Consider the following 18,322-nt stretch of genomic DNA (forward strand, 5'->3'; position numbering starts at 1 on the left):
GGTGGTGGGGCGCGTGGCGGCGCCGTCCCTCAGCCTGGCAGGCCGGGGGCGGCGACGGGCGCAGCGCAACGGCGGCGGCTCAGGCCGGGCGCGCCTCCGGCGACAGGTCGGGCGACTCGCGCACCCCGAATTCGTGCCGCAGCGCGCTGCGGGCGGCGTGCCAGCCGGCCATTCCGTGCACGCCCGGCCCGGGCGGGGTGGACGAGGAGCAGAGGTAGAGCCCCTTCGCGGGCGTCCGCCACGGGTCGGTCGTGGGGACCGGGCGCGAGAGCAGCTGCGCGACGCTCGCGGCTCCGGCGGCGATGTCCCCGCCCAGGTAGTTCGGGTTGTAGGCCTGCATGTCGCGGGCGGTCATCGAGGAGGCGCCGATCACGCGGTCGCGGAACCCGGGGGCGAAGCGCTCGATCTGGGCGGTGATCGCCTCCTGCTGGTCGGCGGGCGAGTACCGGGGGACGTGCGTGTACGCCCAGAGGACGTGCTTGCCCTCGGGCGCCCGGGTCGGATCGGCGATCGAGGGCTGCGCCACCAGCACGTAGGGGCTGCGGCTGTGCCGGCCGCGCTTAACGTCGCGCTCGGCGGCCGCGATCTCGGCGCGGCTGCCTCCCACGTGCAACGTTCCTGCGTCGGCGAGCTCCGGGTTCGTCCACGGCACCGGCCCGTCGAGGGCGAAGTCGACCTTGGCCACGCCGTTGCCGTAGCGGAAGCGCTGGAGGGCCGAGGCGTACGCCGGGGGCAGCCGGTCCCCCGCCATCGCGAGCAGCGCCGTCGGCGTGCCGTCGACGAGCACGGCGCGGGCCGGGGGCAGCTCCGAGAGCGAGGTCACCTCGACGCCGGTCTCGATGGTGCCGCCGTGCGCCCGGAGGTCGTCGGCGAGCGCGTCGACGATCGACTGGCTGCCTCCGATCGGCACCGGCCAGCCGCGCGCGTGGGCGTAGGCGCCGAGCGCCAGGGCGGCCGCGGCCGTCGACGGGCTCGGCATCGGGCGGATCGAGTGCGCGGCGACCCCGGAGAACATCGCCGGGGCGACGTCCTCGCGGAAGCGCAGGTTCCACACCGGGGTGCCCTGCTCGAGCACCCGCAGTCCGAAGCGGATCAGCACGCTCGGGTCCGTCGGGATCCGCAGCAGCGCGTCGTTGGTGAAGCCCGCGACGCGGTCGGCCCGCTCGGAGAGAGGTCCCATCAGGGCGCGCCACGCCGCTCCGTCGCGCCCCAGCGCCTCGACCGTGCGGTCGAGGTCGCGGTAGGCGATGCCCGCGCGGCCGCCGTCGAGCGGATGCGCGTACGAGATCTCGGGGACGACCAGCTCGATGCGCCGGTCGAGCCCGAAGGCGCGGAAGAAGCCGGACGCGAGCGCCATCGGGTGCACCGCCGAGCAGACGTCGTGGTGGAAGCCGGGCAGCGTCAGCTCCGCCGTGCGCGCGCCGCCGCCGATCGTCTCGTTGCGCTCGAGCACGGTGACCGAGAGCCCGGCCCGCGCGAGCGTGACCGCGGCGGCGAGGCCGTTGGGCCCCGCCCCGATGACGACGGCGTCGACCACGGTCACTTCCTCCGCAGGGCCGAGACGACGCCCGCGGCGCCGGCGGCGAGGGCCGCGGCGGCCCCCGCGTAGCTCAGGGCGCGGTGGCGGATCATCCAGATCTGGGGCGTCATGGTGTGCGCGCGATCGCTGAAGAGGCCGCGGGCGCCGTGATCGCCGGGGACCGGCTCGTAGACGTTGTTCGGGAGCATCGGCTCCGTCTTGTCGGGGGCCTGCTGACCGTCGAAGGCGCTGCGGGCGAGGTACCAGTCCATGAAGCGCCCGGCGAAGCGGTCGCCGAGGATGGTGCCCGCGGTCGGCTCGCCGACCCAGGTGCGGCGGCGCGGCTTGTCGGCCACGTCGGCGATCGCGATCGCGCCCACCTCGGGCTCGTAGATCGGCGGCACGGGCTGCGGGTGGTGCGGCAGCTGCGACTTCACCCAGTTGAACTGGATGGTGTTGAGCGCCGGCATGTCGACCTCGGACAGGCGCACGCGGCTCTTCGCGTGCAGCAGCTCCGCGGTGACGGCCTCGGTGAAGCCTCGGGCGCCGAACTTGGAGGCGCAGTACGCGGCCTGCAGCGGGATGCCCCGGTGCGCTAGGGCGGAGCCGACCTGGATGACGTGCCCGCGGTCGCGCGGGGTCATCCGGGAGAGGGCTGCGCGGGTGCCGTTGACGAAGCCGAAGAAGTTGACGCCCACGGCGCGCTCGAAGTCGGCGGGCTCGGTCGAGAGGAACTCGCCGAAGACGCCGACCATCGCGTCGTTGACCCACAGCTCGATCGGGCCGAGCTCGGCCTCGACCCGGTCGGCCGCCGACTCGACGGCCTCGCGGTCGGCCACGTCGGTCGGGATGCCCAGCCCGCGCCGGCCCTTCTGCTCGATCTCGGCCACCGTGGCCGCCAGTCCGTCCTCGCCGCGCGCCAGCACGGCGACGTCCCAGCCGCGGGAGGCGAGCTCGCGGACCGTGGCGCGTCCGAGCCCGGCCGTGCCGCCCGTGACGACGGCGACTCCGCGGCTCATGCGCGGGCCTCGCGGGAGGAGGTCTCGAGGCGGGGGTGCTGCGTCATGGTGCGGGCTCCTTCGTGAGGGCGCGGTGTGCGTCGGGAGTCCCACGCTAGGCGGGAGCGGCGGCGCGGCGCGCGGGGTTGCGCCCGATCGGTGGAGAGCTCGGTGGATCCGCGCTCGGGGAGGAGAATCGCTCCCGACAGCTCCCGGCTCTCCTCCAGAGACCGCCGCCAGACTGACGCCCGCCCGAGCACCCTCCGACCGGATCGACGCATGACCTCTCTCCTCGACCTGAGCCTCGTCTCCGGCCCCCTCGTCGTCGCCGTCTACGTGCTCGCGATCGCGGCGCTCCTCCTCCTGCTCGCCGCTCACGTCCGCGCTCCCCGCCGCGGGCGCTCCCGACGCGGCGGGATCGCCGTCGCGGTCCTCCTCCTGGGCCTGATCGGCGGTGCCGCCCTGGCCGCCCTCGTCGACGGGCCCGACGGCCCGTTCGGCGTCGACTTCACGCCGGTCACCAGGGTCGCGATCGGCCTCGGGATCGGCGGGCTGGGCGTCGCCCTGGTCGTCCTCGGGCACGCGATCGCCCGCCGCCGCGCGCGGGGGGTGCTCGCATCGCTCGCGGCCGGAGTGCTCGTCGTCGCGGCGGCCGCGATGACCGTCAACATCGACTTCGGCCAGTACCCCACGGTGCGCAGCGCGCTCGGGATCAGCGCCTACTCCGACTCCTCCGTGCCCGTCGCCGCCGCGGACGGACCGCACTCGGACCTCGCGACCTGGACGGCCCCGGCCGGGATGCCCGCCGTCGGCTCGGTCTCGACGGTCGCCATCCCCGCCACCGCGTCGGGCTTCCCGGCCCGCGACGCCGTGGTCTACCTCCCGCCCGCGGCCCTCACCGCGACCCCGCCGCTGCTGCCGGTGATGATCATGCTCTCGGGACAGCCGGGGTCGCCCTCCGATCCGCTCTCGACCGAGAAGTTCCAGCAGACCCTCGACGCCTACGCCGCCGCGCACGCCGGCCTCGCCCCGATCGTCGTGTCGCCCGACCAGCTGGGCGATCCCGACAGGAACCCGATGTGCGTCGACTCGCCGCTCGGGAAGTCCGCCACCTACCTCACCGTCGACGTCCCGAACTGGATCCGCGCCAACCTGCCCGTGCTCGGGGACGCGCAGCACTGGGCGATCGGCGGCCTCTCGCAGGGCGGGACCTGCTCTATCCAGCTCGGCGCCGGCCACCCGTCGCTCTTCGGCAACATCGTCGACGCCTCGGGCGAGCTCGCGCCGACCCTCGGCAGCGAGGCGGCGACGGTCGCGCAGGGGTTCGGCGGCGACCAGGCCGCCTACGAGGCCGCGAAGCCGGTGAACGTCCTCGCGGAGAACGCCCCCTACACCGGCACCGTCGCGATCTTCGGAGTCGGCGCCGAGGACACCTCGTTCCTCCCCGGGGCGAAGACCGTCTACGCCGCGGCCGTCGCCGCCGGCATGAGCGCCACCTACCTCGAGGTGCCGGACAGCGCCCACGACGTCACGGCGTGGTCGGCGACCTTCGACAAGGGCCTCGAGATCCTCGCCGACCGCTGGAAGCTCGTCCCCGCCTCCTGAGCGGCTCCGGGCCTCAGGCGCTCTCGACCAGCCGGACCGCCGCCTCGATCCCGCCGCTCCACGGCGCTCCGTGGCCCGGCACCACCCAGCGCGCCCCGGTGGGCAGGAGCGCCCGGAGCGACGCGAGCGCCTGCTCCGGCTCGTCGGTGAAGGGCGCGGGCTGCGGACCCGTGCGGCCGGTGAGCACGTGGCGGGTGGTCAGCCCGTCGCCGACGAAGACCGCGTCGGCCAGCGGCACGTGCACGGCGATGCTCCCCGGGGAGTGACCCGGGAGCGCGATCACGCGGGGAGCGCCCGGCAGGTCGAGCGTCTGCCCGTCGTGCACTTCGACGACCTCGGTGAGCGGCGGGACCGTCGCGATGCCCTTCCGCAGCGCGTAGGCCGCGAAGCCGAGGAGCGGCAGGACGCGCAGCCGCGGTGTCGCGGTCCTCGGCTTCGCCCCGCCCTTCGCCCGCTCGGCGTCGGCGGCGTGCACGTGGACCGGCACGCCGTGGTCGCGGCGCAGGCGCTCGGCGAAGCCCACGTGGTCGGAGTCGCCGTGGGTCAGCACGACGCCGCGCACGTCGTCGAGGGTGCGGCCCATCGCGCGCAGCTCGGCCAGGAGCTCCGGCCAGAGACCGGCCGGCCGCGTTCCTCCTCGTGACGGCCCCCGCTCCCGGCACGCCCGTCGCCGCCCAGGAGTACCGCGACGCGGCGAGCGCCCGCCTGCTGGACCTCACCGCGCAGCTGGCGGGCGAGGAGGACGCCCTCGAGGCGGCGCGCACGCTGACCGCCTGGGCGACGGGGTTCATCGGCATGGAGATCACCGGCGCCTTCACCCTCGGCGGCGACGTGGAGAGCGCCTGGCGCTTCGGGCTGGGGCGGATCGTCTCCGCGCTCGCTCCGGCCGCGTCGCGCTGAGCGCCACCGCTCAGGCCCGGCGGAGCGCCGCCTCGTCCTCGAGGAACCGCGGACGGCACGCGACGATCCCGCTGACCAGCAGCACCGCCACTCCGGCGAACAGCAGCGCGTACGCGCCGCTCCAGTCCCCCTGCGCCTCGTAGAGCACGCCGATCAGCAGCGGACCGAGGCAGGCGAGCCCGTAGCCGAGCCCCTGCGTGGCGCCGGAGAGGGTCGAGGAGCCGGTGGTCGTCCGCGTCCGCGCGTTCACGAGCGTCAGCGTCATCGGGAACGTGCTGACGCCGAGCCCGAGGCAGACCACCCACGCCACGGCTCCCTCCAGCGGAGCGACGACGAGGCCGGCGTAGCCGACCGCGAGCAGCGCGCAGCACACCACCACGACCACGACCGGGTTGCGCATGCCCAGCGTCAGCGGCGGCACCACGAACGCGGCGGCGAGGCCGAACACCGAGAACAGCGCCAGCAGCGCCCCACCCTGCGCCGGATCCGCGCCCGCGTCGACGAGGATCGTCGGCAGCCAGGTGATGATCCCGTAGGTGTGCAGACCGGTCATCCCGAGCATCAGCACCATCGCCCAGAGCAGCGGCGTGCGCCACGCCCCGTCCACGCGGCCGCCGGCGGCGGCCGGGGCCGCCCCGCCTCCTCCGCGGGCCGCGAGCGCCGCCCAGAGCAGGCAGGCCGCGGCCGTCATCACGGCCCAGATCCCGATCGCCCAGCGCCACCCCGCCGTCGAGGCCAGCGGCACCGCGACCAGCGGAGCGACGAACTGGCCCACCTGCAGCAGCGCCAGGTAGAGCGAGCTGACCGTCTTGATCCGCTCGGCGAAGTACCGCTTCACGATCGGCACGATGAGCACGTTCGTGGTGCCCACGCCCGCGAAGGCGACGACGGTCGAGAGCACCAGAGCGACCGGGCTCGGGCTGAGCGCGCGGAGGGCGATGCCCAGTGTGGTCACCAGCGTCGCGATCGCGAGCGTGCGCTCCAGGCCGATCCGGCGCGAGACGGCCGCGGCGACGAAGCCGAAGACGGCGAAGGAGGCGGTGACGATCGTCCCCAGCGCCCCGTAGAGGGAGGGCCCGAAGCCGAGATCGGCGCCGATCGTGTCGAGCAGCGGGCTGAAGCCGGTGACGGCGGTGCGGAGGTTCAGCGCGGTGATCGCGATGGCGGCGAGGGCCAGGAGGGCGGTGGCGCGGAGCGTCGGTGCTGCGGTCATGGAGTCCCCGAGAGATAGGATGATGGGATGAATCCTGGCGAGTCTAGCCCCGCGGCGCCGTTCCAGCGCGAGAGCGTGATCGACCACGTCACGGCGCTGTTCCACGAGGAGATCCGCTCCGGCCGCTGGGCCGTCGGCGAGCGGATCCCGGTGGAGGCCGAGCTCGCCCGCTGGACCGGCGCCGGACGCAACTCCGTCCGCGAGGCCGTCCAGGCCCTCGTGCAGGCGGGCCTCGTGCGGCGGGAGCAGGGGCGCGGCACGTTCGTCACCGCGCGCTCGCAGCTCGCCGAGTCGCTGCGCCGCCGCATCCCGAGCGCCGCCCGCCGGGAGGGCCTCGAGCTGCGGTTCGCGATCGACGGGGCGACGGCCGCGCTGGCGGCCGAGCGCCGCACCGGGGAGGACGTCGCCGCCCTCCGCGCCCTGCTGGCCCGCCGGGCCCGCTCGTGGGAGGCGCCGGAGCTCGCCGAGCGGATCGCCGCGGACACCGCGCTGCACCGGGCCGTCGTCGTCGCGACCCACAACGATCTGTTCGTCGAGCTCTACGACGGCCTCACCGGCATGTTCGAGTCGGTGCTGGAGGAGGACGTCGTCGGCGAGGAGGACGTGCACGCCCGCCAGCACGCCGAGCTGGTCGAGGCGATCGCCGCGGGCGACGCCGAGGGGGCGCGGCGCCGGATCGAGGAGCTGCTCGCGCCGCTGCTGGCCGAGGCGCAGCACGACGTCTGAAGGGAATCCTCCGCGGCCGGCGGCGGACGGCACGCGCTCGCGGCCGGTTCCGTGCCGCCCGCCGAGTGGGATCAGCCCCGCGGACGCCGGGTCGACCAGAGCGCCCACGCCACCAGCAGCGGCTGGAACGCGAGGCGCACGGCGCGCTTGCGGTCGGTGTCGAGGCCGAAGGCGCTCGTCCGCGTCACCCACTGCGAGACGTTGCCCGGGAAGATCGCGGTGAAGAAGGCGGCGGCCGCGGCTCCGACCAGCGGCGCCCGTCGGCGCGCGAGCACCAGCGAGGCGCCCAGGCCGATCTCGACCACGCCCGAGGCGAGCACGACCGCGTCCTTGTCCAGCGGCACCCACTCGGGCACCTGCGCCTGGAACTCCTCCCGCTTGCGGGTGAGGTGGCTCACCCCCGCGAAGAGGAGGGCGGAGCCGAGGAGCACCTTGGCGCCGGTGCGGAGGAGGGACGGGGAGGAGGATGTCATGCGCTCCATCGTTCCCGATGCGGGCCGCCGCCGCCGCCGTGGCGCGGCCACTGCGCACGAACGTGCCGGTGTCGGAGGCGGCGCCTAGTCTGATCGGGTGACTGACCGCATCCTCGTCCTCACCACCGGTGGCACCGTCGACAAGGAGTACTCGCTCGCGGGCGAGCTCGAGATCGGCGCCCCGATGGTGCCGCGCCTGCTCGCCCCGGTGCTCACCACGCTCGAGTTCCGCGTCGAGGAGGTCCTCGCCAAGGACAGCCTCGAGCTCGACGACGCCGATCGGGCCCTCATCCGCGAGCGGGTGCTCGCCGCCGAGGAGGACCGGATCGTCCTCACCCACGGCACCGACACGATGACCGCGACGGCCGAGGCCCTCGGCGTCGTCCGCGATCGGGTGGTCGTCCTCACCGGCGCGATGCAGCCCGCACGGATGCTCGACAGCGATGCCGCGTTCAACCTCGGCACCGCGGTGGCCGCCGTGCAGCTGCTGCCGCCGGGCGTCTACCTCGCGATGAGCGGGCGGGTGCTGCCCGCCGGCTCCGTGGTGAAGGACCGGTCGATCGGCGTGTTCCTCCCGGCCTGAGCCGGACGCCGGGCGAGGGTCGCCCGTGGACGGGCTCCGGGCCGGACCGGCCTCAAGCCTCGGCGAGCTCCGCGGTGCAGGCGGCGCAGAGCCCGAAGACGTCCACGACGTGGTGCGCGTCCGTGAAGCCGTTCTGCGACGCGACCGAGCGCGCCCACTCCTCGACCTCGTCGGCCGCGATCTCGACCGTCAGCCCGCAGCGGCGGCAGATCAGATGGTGGTGGTGCGTCCCCGGCGTGCAGGCGCGGTAGAGGCTCTCGCCCTCGGGCGACTGCAGCGAGTCGGCCTCGCCCTCCACGGCCAGGTCCGAGAGCGCGCGGTAGACCGTCGCGAGCCCGATCGGCGAGCCGGAGGCGTGCAGCGCACTGTGCAGGCCCTGGGCGCTGACGAAGTCCTCGCGACGCCCGAGAGCCTCGCGCACCGCCTCGCGCTGCCACGTGTTGCGCTTGACCACTGGACCACCTCCACTCCGCACGACCCGGGCCACGCTACCGCCCCCCGCCGACGGCGAGCCGGGAGCGCCGGACGCCCTTGCGGCCGATGATCCGGCAGACCGCGTAGATCGCGAACGAGATCGTCGTCACGTAGGGGCTGATCGGGATCGATCCGCCCAGCGCGAGCAGGATCCCGCCCACCAGCGCGCCGACGGCGAAGAGCACGCTCAGCAGCGGCACGACCACCGGCGAGGCGGACAGGCGCAGCGCCGCGGCCGCCGGCGTCACCAGGATCGCGAGCACGAGCAGCGAGCCGACGATCTGCACCGAGACGGCGACCGCGAGGCCGAGCAGGAGCATGAACGCGATCGAGAGCGCCCGGGTGGGGATGCCGCGCGCGGCCGCCACGTCGGCGTCGACGCTCGCGAAGGTGAGGGGGCGCCAGATCAGCGCGAGACCGACGAGGACGACCACCGAGATGCCGATCAGCCAGCCGAGCTGCGGGTCGTCGACCGCGACGATCTGACCCGTGAGCAGGCCGAACTTGTTCGCGCTGCGGCCCGGGTAGAGGGCCAGGCAGAGGATGCCGATGCCGAGTCCGAACGGCATCAGCACCGCGATGATCGAGTTGCGGTCGCGGGCGCGCGAGCCGAGCACGCCGATCAGGACCGCCGCGATCAGCGAGCCGACGATCGATCCCTCGACGACGCCGACGCCCAGCAGCAGCCCCGCGGAGGCCCCCGCGAACGAGAGCTCGCTGATGCCGTGGACCGCGAAGGCCATGTCGCGCGACATCACGAAGACGCCGATGAGCCCGCCGACCACTCCGAGGACCGCGCCGGCGATCACCGAGTTCATCAGGAGCGACAGCAGCGCTCCGTAGTCCGAGAAGTCGAAGATCTGCGACCAGACGTCCGTCACGACTGCCCCTCCTCGTGCTCGTGCACGTGCGAGTGGTCGGGGGCGCCGACCACGATGACCCGGCCCCGGGCGCGGATCACGTCGACGGGTGCGTCGTAGAGCTCGCTGAGCACCTCCGAGCGCAGGACCTCGTCGGGGGTGCCGATCCGGAACCGGCCGCCGGCGAGGTAGAGCACGCGGTCCACCATGCCGAGCACCGGATTCACGTCGTGCGTGACGAAGAGGACGCCGAGGTTCCGCTCGCGGCGGTGCCGGTCGATCAGCTCGCTGACCGCCCGCTGGTGGGCGAGGTCGAGCGCGATCAGCGGCTCGTCGCAGAGCAGGAGCGCCGGGTCGCCCGCGAGCGCCTGGCCGACGCGGACGCGCTGCTGCTCGCCGCCGGACAGGCTGCCGATGGGGGCGTCGGCGAAGGCGGTGGCGCCGACGGCCTCGAGCAGCGCGTCCACGGCCGCGCGCCGGGAGCGGGAGGGCAGGGGCAGGCCGAACCGGTGGCCGTCGATCCCGAGCCCGAGCAGATCGCGCGCGCGCAGCGGAGTGCCCTCGTCGGCGAGCTTCTGCTGCGGGATGTAGCCGATGCGCCGGTTGCCGCGGTGCACGGGCTCGCCGAGCACCTGCAGCTCCCCCGCGCTCAGCTGCTGCTGACCGAGCACCGCGCGCAGGAGGCTCGTCTTGCCGGAGCCGTTCGCCCCGAGCACCGCGACGAACTCGCCGGCGCGCACGTCGAGGTCGACGCCGCTCCACAGCTCGCGGTCGCCGAAGCGGAGCCCGGCGCCGCGCAGCCGCAGCACGGACGCCGAAGGGCCCGCCTCCGGGGAGACGGGCCTGGTCGGGGAGTCGTGCCTCACTGGGAGAGGGCTCCCTCGATCGCGTCGAGGTTGGCGGTCATCCAGCCGGTGTAGTCGTCGCCCTCGGGCAGCGTCTCGGTGACGGGGACGGCCGGGATCCCGGCGGCCTTCGCGGCGTCGAGCACCGCGTCCGTCTGCGCCCCCTCGGTCTGCTCGTTGTAGATCAGCGCGTCCACGGCCTCGCCGGAGAACAGCGCCAGCGTCTCCTGGAGCGTGGTCGCGGGGACGTCGGTGCCCTCCTCGACCGCCTCGCTGAAGGCCTCGGGGGTCGCGTCGGTCAGGCCGAGCGCGTCGGTCATGTACAGCGGGACGGGCTCGGTGATCGCGATGGAGCGGCCGGAGAGCGTGCCCTTCAGCTCGCCCTCGCGGGCGATCAGGGCGTCGAGCCCCTCGTCGAGCGTGGCGAGGTTGGCCGAGTAGGCGGAGGCGTTGTCGGGGTCGAGCGCGGCGAGCTCGTCGCCGATCCGCCCCGCGACCTCCTTCATCACCGAGAGGTCGTACCAGACGTGCTCGTTGAACTCCGCGTGCTCGTGCCCGCCCTCCGACTCCTCCTCCTCCGCGTGGTCGTGGACGTCCTCCAGGCCGGCGATCACGGTCGCCGTGATGACGGGGGCCTCGGTGCCGGCCGCGCTGATCATGGTGTCGAGGAAGTGGTCGTAGCCGCCGCCGTTCTCGATCACGAGGGTCGCGCCGGACACCGCGAGCTGATCGCGGGCGGTGGCCTCGTACTCGTGCGGGTCCTTGTCCGGGCTGTCGATGATGCTGGTCACCTCGACCAGGTCGCCGCCGATGCTCGAGACGAGGTCGCCGTAGACGTTCGTCGACGCGACGACCTTCACGGGCCCGCCCGCGGCGGCGACGGAGGAGCTGTCGGAGGCGCTGCCCGCTCCGGAGCAGCCGCTCAGGGCGAGCGCGGTGCCGCCGAGGAGTGCGGTGAGGGCGAGGAGGCGGGTCTTCACGGTGAGCCGATCTGGGTCAGGGGCCGGGCGGGTGCCCCCACGCTAACGGCTATTGATAACGATTGTCAAAATCGTGCGGAGGCGCCCGCCGGTCATCCGCGGACACACGCGGACACGGGGCGACACGCGCCTCGCTCCGGCCCCCTCGCCCCTGGCACAGTCGCTGCACACCGCCCCCGACGAGACGAGGACACCGTGACCATCACCGCACCCACGACCACCGGCGCCGACGCCGCGACGACGATCGGCGCCGCCGCCGAGCACTGGTCGACCGCCCCCCGGCCCGACTCCCCCGACGCCTGGCTCGTCCGCGCCGAGGAGGTCGCCGCCGTGCTCGCGACCGACGCCCTCGAGCGCGACCGCGCCGGCGCCGCCCCCTTCGCCGAGGTCGCCCTGCTCAAGGCGGCCGGCCTCGTCACGCTGCTCGGGCCCGCCGAGCACGGCGGCGGTGCCCAGGAGTGGACCACCGCCCTCCGCGTCGTCCGCACCGTCGCGCGCGGCGACGGCTCGATCGGCCAGCTGCTCGGCTACCACTACCTCTGGGCCTGGGCGGCCCGCCTCGTGGGGACCCCTGAGCAGATCATCGCGGTCGAGCAGCTCGCGACCGAGGGGGACCTCCTCTACGGAGGCGCGGTGAACCCGCGCGACTCCGACCTCACCGTGCGGGAGGAGGGCGACGAGCTGGTCTTCACCGGCCGCAAGTCGTTCTCGACCGGCGGCGTGGTCAGCGACCTGACCGTGCTCGAGGGGGTGCTCGAGGGGACGGACACCCACCTCTTCGCGATCGTCCCCACCGATCAGGAGGGGATCGTCTTCGGCCGCGACTGGGACAGCCTCGGCCAGCGGCTCACCGAGTCCGGCTCCGTCGAGATCCGCGGCGTCCGCGTGCCGTGGGCGGCGGCGGCCGGCTTCGTCGACAAGGTCTACCGTCCGCTCGTCTACAACACCCTCAACGTGCCCGTCATCCAGCAGGTCTTCGCCGAGTTCTACCTCGGCATCGCGCAGGGAGCGCTCGAGCGCGCGGCGCAGTACACCCGCGAGCGCACCCGGGCCTGGCCGTACGGCGGCGACGACAAGGAGCGCGCCGGCGACGAGTGGTACGTGCTCGAGGGATACGGCGACCTGCAGTCCCGGCTCTGGGCCGACGAGGCGCTGATCGACGCGACGGGCGCCGCGCTCTCGGCCGCGCTGCACGCTCCGCGCGAGGAGCTGACGCCTCGGCGCCGTGGCGAGATCGCCGTGCGGATCGCCGCGGCCAAGGCGCGGATCGTGGAGGACGGCCTCGCGACGGCGACCCGCGTCTTCGAGCTGACCGGCGCCCGCGCCTCCGCGAGCTCGGTCGGACTCGACCTCTACTGGCGGAACCTCCGCACCCACTCCCTGCACGATCCGCTGCCCTACAAGCGCCGCGAGGTCGGCGTCTTCGCCCTGCTCGACACGGTCCCCGAGCCCAGCTGGTACACCTGATCGGCCGCGGGGCGCGTCCTGCTCCGGCGACGCGCCCCGCCCGCACGCCGCCCCGGCGTCGATCCGCGACAGGGCGGAGCGGAGCCCCGGGGTAGCGTGAGGGCCGAGCGGAGGGAGGACCGTGGCCGTCACGCTGCACGACGTCGCCCGCGCCGCCGACGTCTCGATCAAGACCGTCTCGAACGTGATCAACGACTATCCGCACGTGCGCCCGGCCACCCGCTCCCGGGTGCAGGCGGCCATCGCGCAGCTGGGCTACCGCCCCAACCTCTCCGCGCGGAGCCTGCGTCGCGGGCGAACCGGCGTGATCGGCCTCGCCCTGCCGGAGCTGAGCCTCCCCTACTTCGCCGAGCTCGCCGACAGCGTGATGCGCGCCGCCGACGAGCGCGGCCTGACGGTACTGATCGAGCAGACCGGCGGCGACCCCGAGCGCGAGCGGAGCGTGCTGGCGAGCGAGCGCCGGCAGCTCACCGACGGGCTGCTCTTCAGCCCGCTGGGCCTCGCCGACGAGGACGCGCTCGCGGTCGGCTTCCCCCTGGTGCTGCTCGGCGAGCGGATCTTCACCGGGCTGGTCGACCACGTCACCATGCAGAACACTGCGGCGGCGCACGCGGCCACCGCGCACCTGCTCGCCTCCGGCCGGCGCCGGATCGTGGTGCTCGGGACGCACCCCGACGCCGCTGTCAGCTCGGCGTCGCTCCGCCTCGAGGGCTACCGCGCCGCGCTCGCCGAGGCCGGCATCGCCTACGACGAGCGGATGATCGGCGTCTCGGGCCCGTGGCGGCGCTCCGGCGGCGCCGAGGCGATGCGCCGCGTGCTCGCCTCCGGGCTCGACTTCGACGCCGTGTTCGCACTCAACGACACCCTCGCGCTCGGCGCGGTCCGCGCGCTCCAGGAGGCGGGGGTCCGCGTGCCCGAGGAGGTGGCGGTGATCGGCTTCGACGACATCGACGAGGCGGGCTACTCCTCCCCCAGCCTCTCCAGCGTGGACTCGGGGCGCGACGAGATCGCGCGCACCGCGGTCGAGGTGCTGCAGGCCCGGATCGAGGGCACCCGCACCGGCCCCGGGACGCTCCACGAGGCGGCGTTCACCGTGGTCGCCCGGGAGTCGACCGCGGGCCGGCCGATCGCGGAGGACCCGCCGGTCGGCCGGGCGTCGGCCGGGGCCTAGGCGCAGGTCCCGCTGCCGCAGATCTCGCGGCGGATCCACGCGCCCGCGTCCGCGACGGCCAGCTCGCCGCGGCGGAGGAGCCGACTCCACTCCACGGCCCGCGTCGTCAGCCGGTCGTCGGCCGAGCCGCGGACGTCGCCGCCGACGGTCCGGAGGAACAGGTGCGCGAGCGGGCCGCCGAGGTACAGCGTGGCGCCCGCGACGCCGGCGAAGTGGCGGGCCTGGCCGCGGGTGCCGTCGTCGTAGGGGCGGCGGAAGCCCTTCCCCCGGACCCGGTTGCGGCCGCCGTGCGCCAGGTCGAGGGCGCCGAGCGGGGCGCTGCGGATGCCGGCGACGTCCTTCGCGACGGCCGCGAGGAACGCGCGCGGGCGGGGATGCGACGCCGCGAGGGCGTCGGCGCGGTCGGCGAGCTCGGAGCAGGCGTCGGTGACGGCATCGGAGGAGGGCACCCGCCCAGTCGAGCACAGGTGCGCTGAGCGGCGGCGGGGAGGGTCGATGCGGGAGAAGGTCGGCCGACCTCGGCAGCGGCACGCAGCGAGGCGGGTGAGCCCCGTGCCGCTCTTGACAGCAGCGGAGGCGGGGCGGACCATCGTGTACAACGTTAGAAAGACCGCTCGCCGCCGAGCCCGCTGCGGGAGCCCGAAGCCCGAAAGGCCCTCATGACCGACGCCCCCGCCGCCACCGCGCGCATCAGCCTCGACCCCGCCGCGGTCGTCGCCCCCGTCACTCCGCGCCTCTTCGGCTCGTTCGTCGAGCACCTCGGCCGCTGCGTGTACGACGGCATCTACGAGCCCGGCCACCCCGCCTCGAACGAGGACGGGTTCCGCCTCGACGTGGTCGAACTGGTCAAGGAGCTGGGCACCACGACGATCCGCTACCCCGGCGGCAACTTCGTCTCGGGCTACCGCTGGGAGGACGGCGTCGGCCCGCGCTCCGAGCGCCCCCGCCGCCGCGACCTGGCCTGGCACTCGCTCGAGACCAACGAGGTCGGGCTGGACGACTTCGCGAAGTGGGCGGAGCTGACCGGCAGCGAGATCATGTACGCCGTCAACCTCGGCACCCGCGGCGTCCTCGAGGCGCTCGACGTCCTCGAGTACGCCAACGGACCGGCCGGCACCGCTCTCGCCGACCAGCGCATCGCCAACGGCGGGACCGAGCCCTACGACATCCGCATGTGGTGCCTCGGGAACGAGATGGACGGCCCCTGGCAGGTCGGCCACATGAGCGCCGACGACTACGGCAAGCTCGCCTCCCGCACCGCCAAAGCCCTCAAGATCGCCGACCCCTCGCTCGAGCTGGTCGTCTGCGGCTCGTCGAGCTCGTCGATGCCGACCTTCGGCGAGTGGGAGCGCGTGGTCCTCGAGCACGCGTACGACGACGTCGAGTACGTCTCGTGCCACGCCTACTACCAGGAGTACGACGGCGACCTCGGCTCCTTCCTCGCCTCCTCCCTCGACATGGAGTACTTCATCGCCACCGTCGCAGCGACGGTGGACCACGTGAAGTTCAAGCTCAAGAAGACGAAGGACATCAAGCTCTCCTTCGACGAGTGGAACGTCTGGTACCTCGAGGAGTGGCAGGCCAAGGAGAAGGCCGACGCCGAGGGCGACCAGAGCACCCGCGAGTGGGCCTACGCCCCGCGCCTGCTCGAGGACGTCTACTCCGTCGCCGACGCCGTCGTCCTCGGCAACCTGATGATCACGCTGCTGAAGAACTCCGACCGGGTCACCTCCGCCTCCCTCGCGCAGCTCGTCAACGTGATCGCGCCGATCATGACCGAGCCGGGCGGAGCCGCGTGGCGCCAGACCACGTTCTTCCCGTTCTCGACCACTGCACGCCTGGCCTCCGGCTCGGTGCTGCGCCCCCGGATCGACGCGGGGACCTACTCGACCGCCCGTCACGGCGACGCTCCGCTCATCGACTCCGTCGCCACCGTCGACGAGGGCCGCGCGGCCGTCTTCCTGGTGAACCGCTCGCAGACGGACCCGATCGAGGTCACCGTCGACGTCAGCGGCCTCGGAGTCTCGAGCATCGCGGAGGCGGTGGCCCTGTTCGACGAGGACCCCTACGCGAAGAACACGCGTGACGACCAGGACCGCGTGCGCCTGCGCGAGGCCCCGGCGACGCTCGAGGACGGCGTGCTGACGCTGACCCTCCCGCCCGTCTCGTGGACGGCGGTCGCGCTCACGGCGTAGCGGCGTCCGACCCGCGGGACCGCGTCCGGCTTCCCGGAGCCGCGCGGACCCGCGGGCCCCGTCGGGAACCGTCCCGGCTCAGGCCGCAGCCGCAGCGGGGAGGAGGCGCTCGAGCTGGTCCGCGAGGTCGTCCGCCACCCCCACGAGTACGTGGCGGGGATCGGGCTCGACAACCTCGAGACGGCGGGTCCGCCCGAGCGCTTCGCCGACGCCTACCGCCTCGCCGGGGAGGCCGGCCTGGGCCGGACCGCCCACTCCTCCGAGCACGCCCCGACCGCGGCCAACACGACGACCTGCCTCGATCTGCTGGGCTGCGACCGGATCGACCACGGCTACTTCGTCCTCGAGGACCCCGCAGTCGTCGAGCGCGTCCGCGAGCAGGGCGTCGTGTTCACCGTCGCCTCGACGACCTCGCGCCGCTCCTGGCGGCCCTGGCGGCGCGCGTCCATCCGGGCGATGCTCGATGCGGGACTGCGGGTCGTGCCCTGCTCCGACGATCCCGGGATGTTCCCGACCACGCTCGCCGACGAGTACCGCCTCGCCGCCGGCCCGATCGGTGCGACCGCCGCGCAGCTGCGCGCGATGGCGCTCACCGGAGCGGAGGCCTCCTGGCTGCCCGCCGATGAGAAGGAGAGTCTGCGCGCCTCGTTCGCCGCGGAGCTGGACGCGCTGGACGCGGAGTTCGGGCTCGTCTGAGGCCCGGGACGCGACGGGCTCCCCGCCCTGACAGAGTGGACGGATGAGCCCCCTCCCCGATCCCCTGGCCTTCGACCTCGAGGCGCTGCGCCGGGAGGTGCTGCCGGACGACGGGGGCGAGGTCGACGACAGCATCCCCGCGCTCGCGGACGCCGAGCCGGGACTCTGCGCGATCGCGCTCGTCCTGCCCGACGAGTCCGTCCGCGCGAGTGCCGACGCGGAGGCGCGGTTCAGCATCCAGTCGGCCGTGAAGCCGTTCCTGTTCGCGCTCGCGCTCCTCGACACCGGCGGCGACGCGCTCGACCGCGTCGGCATCGAGCCCACCGGCGAGGCGTTCGACGCCCTCAAGCTCGAGAGCGGCACCGGGCGCCCGCCGAACCCGATGGTCAACGCGGGAGCGCTGCTGACCGCCGCCCTGGTCGACGGGGGCGACGCCGACGGCCGGAGCGAGCGGATCCTCCGCGGCCTCTCCGCCTTCGCCGGCCGCCCGCTCTCCGTCGACGAGAGCATCGCCGCCGACGAGCACCTGCTCGGCGACCGGAACCACGCCCTCGCGCACCTGATGCGCGCGGAGGGCACCCTGCACCGCAGCGCCGACGACGCCGTCTCCGCGTACGCCCGGGCGTGCGCTGTGCTGGTCGACGTCCGCGACCTGGCCGCGATGGGCGCGACGCTCGCGTTCGGCGGCGTGCACCCGGGGACCGGCGAGCGGGTCGTGCCGGGGTCGGTCGCGCGCGACGTGGTCGCGGTCATGGCCACGTGCGGCGTCTACGACGGCTCGGGCCGCTGGATGCGCGCGGTCGGCGTGCCCGCCAAGTCGAGCGTCTCGGGCGCCCTCGTCCTCTCCGCTCCCGGCCGCCTCGGCGCCGCCGTCGTCAGCCCGCCGCTGGACCCCCAGGGCACCAGCGTCCGCGGCGCCCGCGTCGCCGCCCGCCTGAGCGACGCCCTCACCCTGCACTCCTTCGCCGTCTCCCCCCGCTGACCGCTGCCCCGTTCCCCCGCTCTCCCCGCTCCCGCCGGCGCAGCCGCGGCCCGTGCCCCGCGCCGTCGCAGGCGCCGGCGCCCACCGCACCCTCAGCGGAGACCACCCGCCCTCCCGCGACAGCGAAGGGCCGAGCCGCATCCGTGCACGCTCGCCCTCAGGGCCGAGCCACGTCAGCGCACGCTCGCCCGCAGGGCCGAGCTGACCGCCGAATCGCGTTCCATCGATTCGCCGTAGCGGTACGCTCCCCGCTCCACGAAACGCCCCACCTCGTACAACCGACCTCGGAGCCGATGACGACGAAGGAGGAATCCGCTCGATCGAGCACCGCCGAGCTCACCGCCGAATCGCGTTCCAGCGATTCGCCGTAGCGGTACGCTCCCCGCTCCACGACACGCCCCCACCTCGTACAGCCGACCGCGGAGCCGATGACGACGAAGGAGGAATCCGCTCGATCGAGCACCGCCGAGCTCACCGCCGAATCGCGTTCCATCGATTCGCCGTAGCGGTACGCTCCCCGCTCCACGACACGCCCCACCTCGTACAACCGACCTCGGAGCCGATGACGACGAAGGAGGAATCCGCTCGATCGAGCACCGCCGAGCTCACCGCCGAATCGCGTTCCAGCGATTCGG

Annotated in this window: 18 protein-coding genes and 1 pseudogene; 9 read left to right on the plus strand and 10 right to left on the minus strand. The window is 74.3% G+C overall.

Annotation, left to right across the window (positions count from 1 at the left end; genetic code table 11):
• Positions 1–79: 79 nt before the first annotated feature.
• The gene (locus C5D66_RS11645) at positions 80–1,537 is read right to left on the minus strand and encodes a phytoene desaturase family protein (protein WP_374953326.1); all 1,458 of its coding nucleotides are present in this window, start codon (positions 1,535–1,537) and stop codon (positions 80–82) included.
• A 2-nt stretch (positions 1,538–1,539) separates the two neighbouring features.
• Positions 1,540–2,538: an SDR family oxidoreductase gene (locus tag C5D66_RS11650; protein ID WP_104233564.1), complete on the minus strand. Its 999-nt coding sequence runs from the start codon at positions 2,536–2,538 to the stop codon at positions 1,540–1,542.
• A gap of 258 nt (positions 2,539–2,796) precedes the next feature.
• Here C5D66_RS11650 and C5D66_RS11655 point away from each other — a divergent pair, with 258 nt between their 5' ends.
• A complete protein-coding gene (locus C5D66_RS11655) occupies positions 2,797–4,122 on the plus strand; it encodes an esterase family protein (protein WP_104256450.1) in 1,326 nt (441 codons plus the stop codon).
• A gap of 13 nt (positions 4,123–4,135) precedes the next feature.
• Here the strand turns inward: C5D66_RS11655 and C5D66_RS11660 are convergent, their stop codons facing one another.
• Positions 4,136–4,723, minus strand: a complete 588-nt coding sequence (locus C5D66_RS11660) for an MBL fold metallo-hydrolase (RefSeq protein ID WP_258059934.1) — start codon at positions 4,721–4,723, stop codon at positions 4,136–4,138.
• Between the two features lie 38 nt (positions 4,724–4,761).
• Here C5D66_RS11660 and C5D66_RS11665 point away from each other — a divergent pair, with 38 nt between their 5' ends.
• On the plus strand, positions 4,762–5,022 hold the full coding sequence (locus C5D66_RS11665; RefSeq protein WP_104256449.1) for a TetR-like C-terminal domain-containing protein: 261 nt from the start codon (positions 4,762–4,764) through the stop codon (positions 5,020–5,022).
• A 10-nt stretch (positions 5,023–5,032) separates the two neighbouring features.
• On the opposite strand, the gene C5D66_RS11670 is transcribed toward C5D66_RS11665, so the two are convergent.
• Positions 5,033–6,235 carry an MFS transporter gene (locus C5D66_RS11670; protein ID WP_104256448.1) on the minus strand — a complete coding sequence of 401 codons (1,203 nt, stop codon included), beginning with the start codon at positions 6,233–6,235 and terminating at the stop codon, positions 5,033–5,035.
• 27 nt (positions 6,236–6,262) lie between these two features.
• Between C5D66_RS11670 and C5D66_RS11675 the strand changes: the two genes are divergently transcribed.
• The gene (locus tag C5D66_RS11675) at positions 6,263–6,961 is read left to right on the plus strand and encodes a FadR/GntR family transcriptional regulator (RefSeq protein ID WP_104269546.1); all 699 of its coding nucleotides are present in this window, start codon (positions 6,263–6,265) and stop codon (positions 6,959–6,961) included.
• A 71-nt stretch (positions 6,962–7,032) separates the two neighbouring features.
• Here C5D66_RS11675 and C5D66_RS11680 read toward each other — a convergent pair whose 3' ends face one another.
• Positions 7,033–7,443: a hypothetical protein gene (locus C5D66_RS11680; protein ID WP_181027249.1), complete on the minus strand. Its 411-nt coding sequence runs from the start codon at positions 7,441–7,443 to the stop codon at positions 7,033–7,035.
• An 88-nt stretch (positions 7,444–7,531) separates the two neighbouring features.
• Between C5D66_RS11680 and C5D66_RS11685 the strand changes: the two genes are divergently transcribed.
• Positions 7,532–8,017 carry an asparaginase domain-containing protein gene (locus C5D66_RS11685; RefSeq protein ID WP_104224541.1) on the plus strand — a complete coding sequence of 162 codons (486 nt, stop codon included), beginning with the start codon at positions 7,532–7,534 and terminating at the stop codon, positions 8,015–8,017.
• Positions 8,018–8,069: 52 nt separating this feature from the next.
• Here the strand turns inward: C5D66_RS11685 and C5D66_RS11690 are convergent, their stop codons facing one another.
• From C5D66_RS11690 to C5D66_RS11705, 4 genes are read right to left on the minus strand one after another with little or no spacing between them, the layout of a single operon-like run.
• Positions 8,070–8,471, minus strand: a complete 402-nt coding sequence (locus tag C5D66_RS11690) for a Fur family transcriptional regulator (RefSeq protein ID WP_104238381.1) — start codon at positions 8,469–8,471, stop codon at positions 8,070–8,072.
• Between the two features lie 34 nt (positions 8,472–8,505).
• Complete coding sequence (locus tag C5D66_RS11695) at positions 8,506–9,309, minus strand: metal ABC transporter permease (protein WP_104224551.1); 804 nt, start codon at positions 9,307–9,309, stop codon at positions 8,506–8,508.
• A 59-nt stretch (positions 9,310–9,368) separates the two neighbouring features.
• The gene (locus tag C5D66_RS11700; protein WP_104247996.1) at positions 9,369–10,217 is read right to left on the minus strand and encodes a metal ABC transporter ATP-binding protein; all 849 of its coding nucleotides are present in this window, start codon (positions 10,215–10,217) and stop codon (positions 9,369–9,371) included.
• On the minus strand, positions 10,214–11,176 hold the full coding sequence (locus C5D66_RS11705; protein ID WP_104256446.1) for a metal ABC transporter solute-binding protein, Zn/Mn family: 963 nt from the start codon (positions 11,174–11,176) through the stop codon (positions 10,214–10,216). Before C5D66_RS11705 ends, C5D66_RS11700 begins: the two co-directional genes overlap by 4 nt.
• A 195-nt stretch (positions 11,177–11,371) precedes the next feature.
• Here C5D66_RS11705 and C5D66_RS11710 point away from each other — a divergent pair, with 195 nt between their 5' ends.
• Together C5D66_RS11710 and C5D66_RS11715 are read left to right on the plus strand one after the other, a co-directional pair.
• Positions 11,372–12,643 carry an acyl-CoA dehydrogenase family protein gene (locus C5D66_RS11710; protein ID WP_258063902.1) on the plus strand — a complete coding sequence of 424 codons (1,272 nt, stop codon included), beginning with the start codon at positions 11,372–11,374 and terminating at the stop codon, positions 12,641–12,643.
• A gap of 121 nt (positions 12,644–12,764) precedes the next feature.
• A complete protein-coding gene (locus tag C5D66_RS11715) occupies positions 12,765–13,814 on the plus strand; it encodes a LacI family DNA-binding transcriptional regulator (RefSeq protein WP_104247995.1) in 1,050 nt (349 codons plus the stop codon).
• Here the strand turns inward: C5D66_RS11715 and C5D66_RS11720 are convergent.
• Positions 13,811–14,263, minus strand: coding sequence for a hypothetical protein (locus tag C5D66_RS11720; protein ID WP_104224546.1), 453 nt, complete (start codon positions 14,261–14,263; stop codon positions 13,811–13,813). The genes C5D66_RS11715 and C5D66_RS11720 overlap by 4 nt on opposite strands.
• 210 nt (positions 14,264–14,473) lie before the next feature.
• Here C5D66_RS11720 and C5D66_RS11725 point away from each other — a divergent pair, with 210 nt between their 5' ends.
• From C5D66_RS11725 to glsA, 3 genes and pseudogenes are all read left to right on the plus strand, one after another.
• A complete protein-coding gene (locus C5D66_RS11725) occupies positions 14,474–16,009 on the plus strand; it encodes an alpha-N-arabinofuranosidase (protein WP_104256445.1) in 1,536 nt (511 codons plus the stop codon).
• 111 nt (positions 16,010–16,120) lie between these two features.
• Positions 16,121–16,705 (plus strand): annotated as a pseudogene (locus C5D66_RS11730) (adenosine deaminase); the annotation flags it as partial.
• A 43-nt stretch (positions 16,706–16,748) separates the two neighbouring features.
• Positions 16,749–17,687: a glutaminase A gene (glsA, locus tag C5D66_RS11735; protein ID WP_104256443.1), complete on the plus strand. Its 939-nt coding sequence runs from the start codon at positions 16,749–16,751 to the stop codon at positions 17,685–17,687.
• Positions 17,688–18,322 lie beyond the last annotated feature (635 nt).

This window comes from Rathayibacter sp. AY1B4, from assembly GCF_002932815.1.
Lineage (GTDB): Bacteria > Actinomycetota > Actinomycetes > Actinomycetales > Microbacteriaceae > Rathayibacter.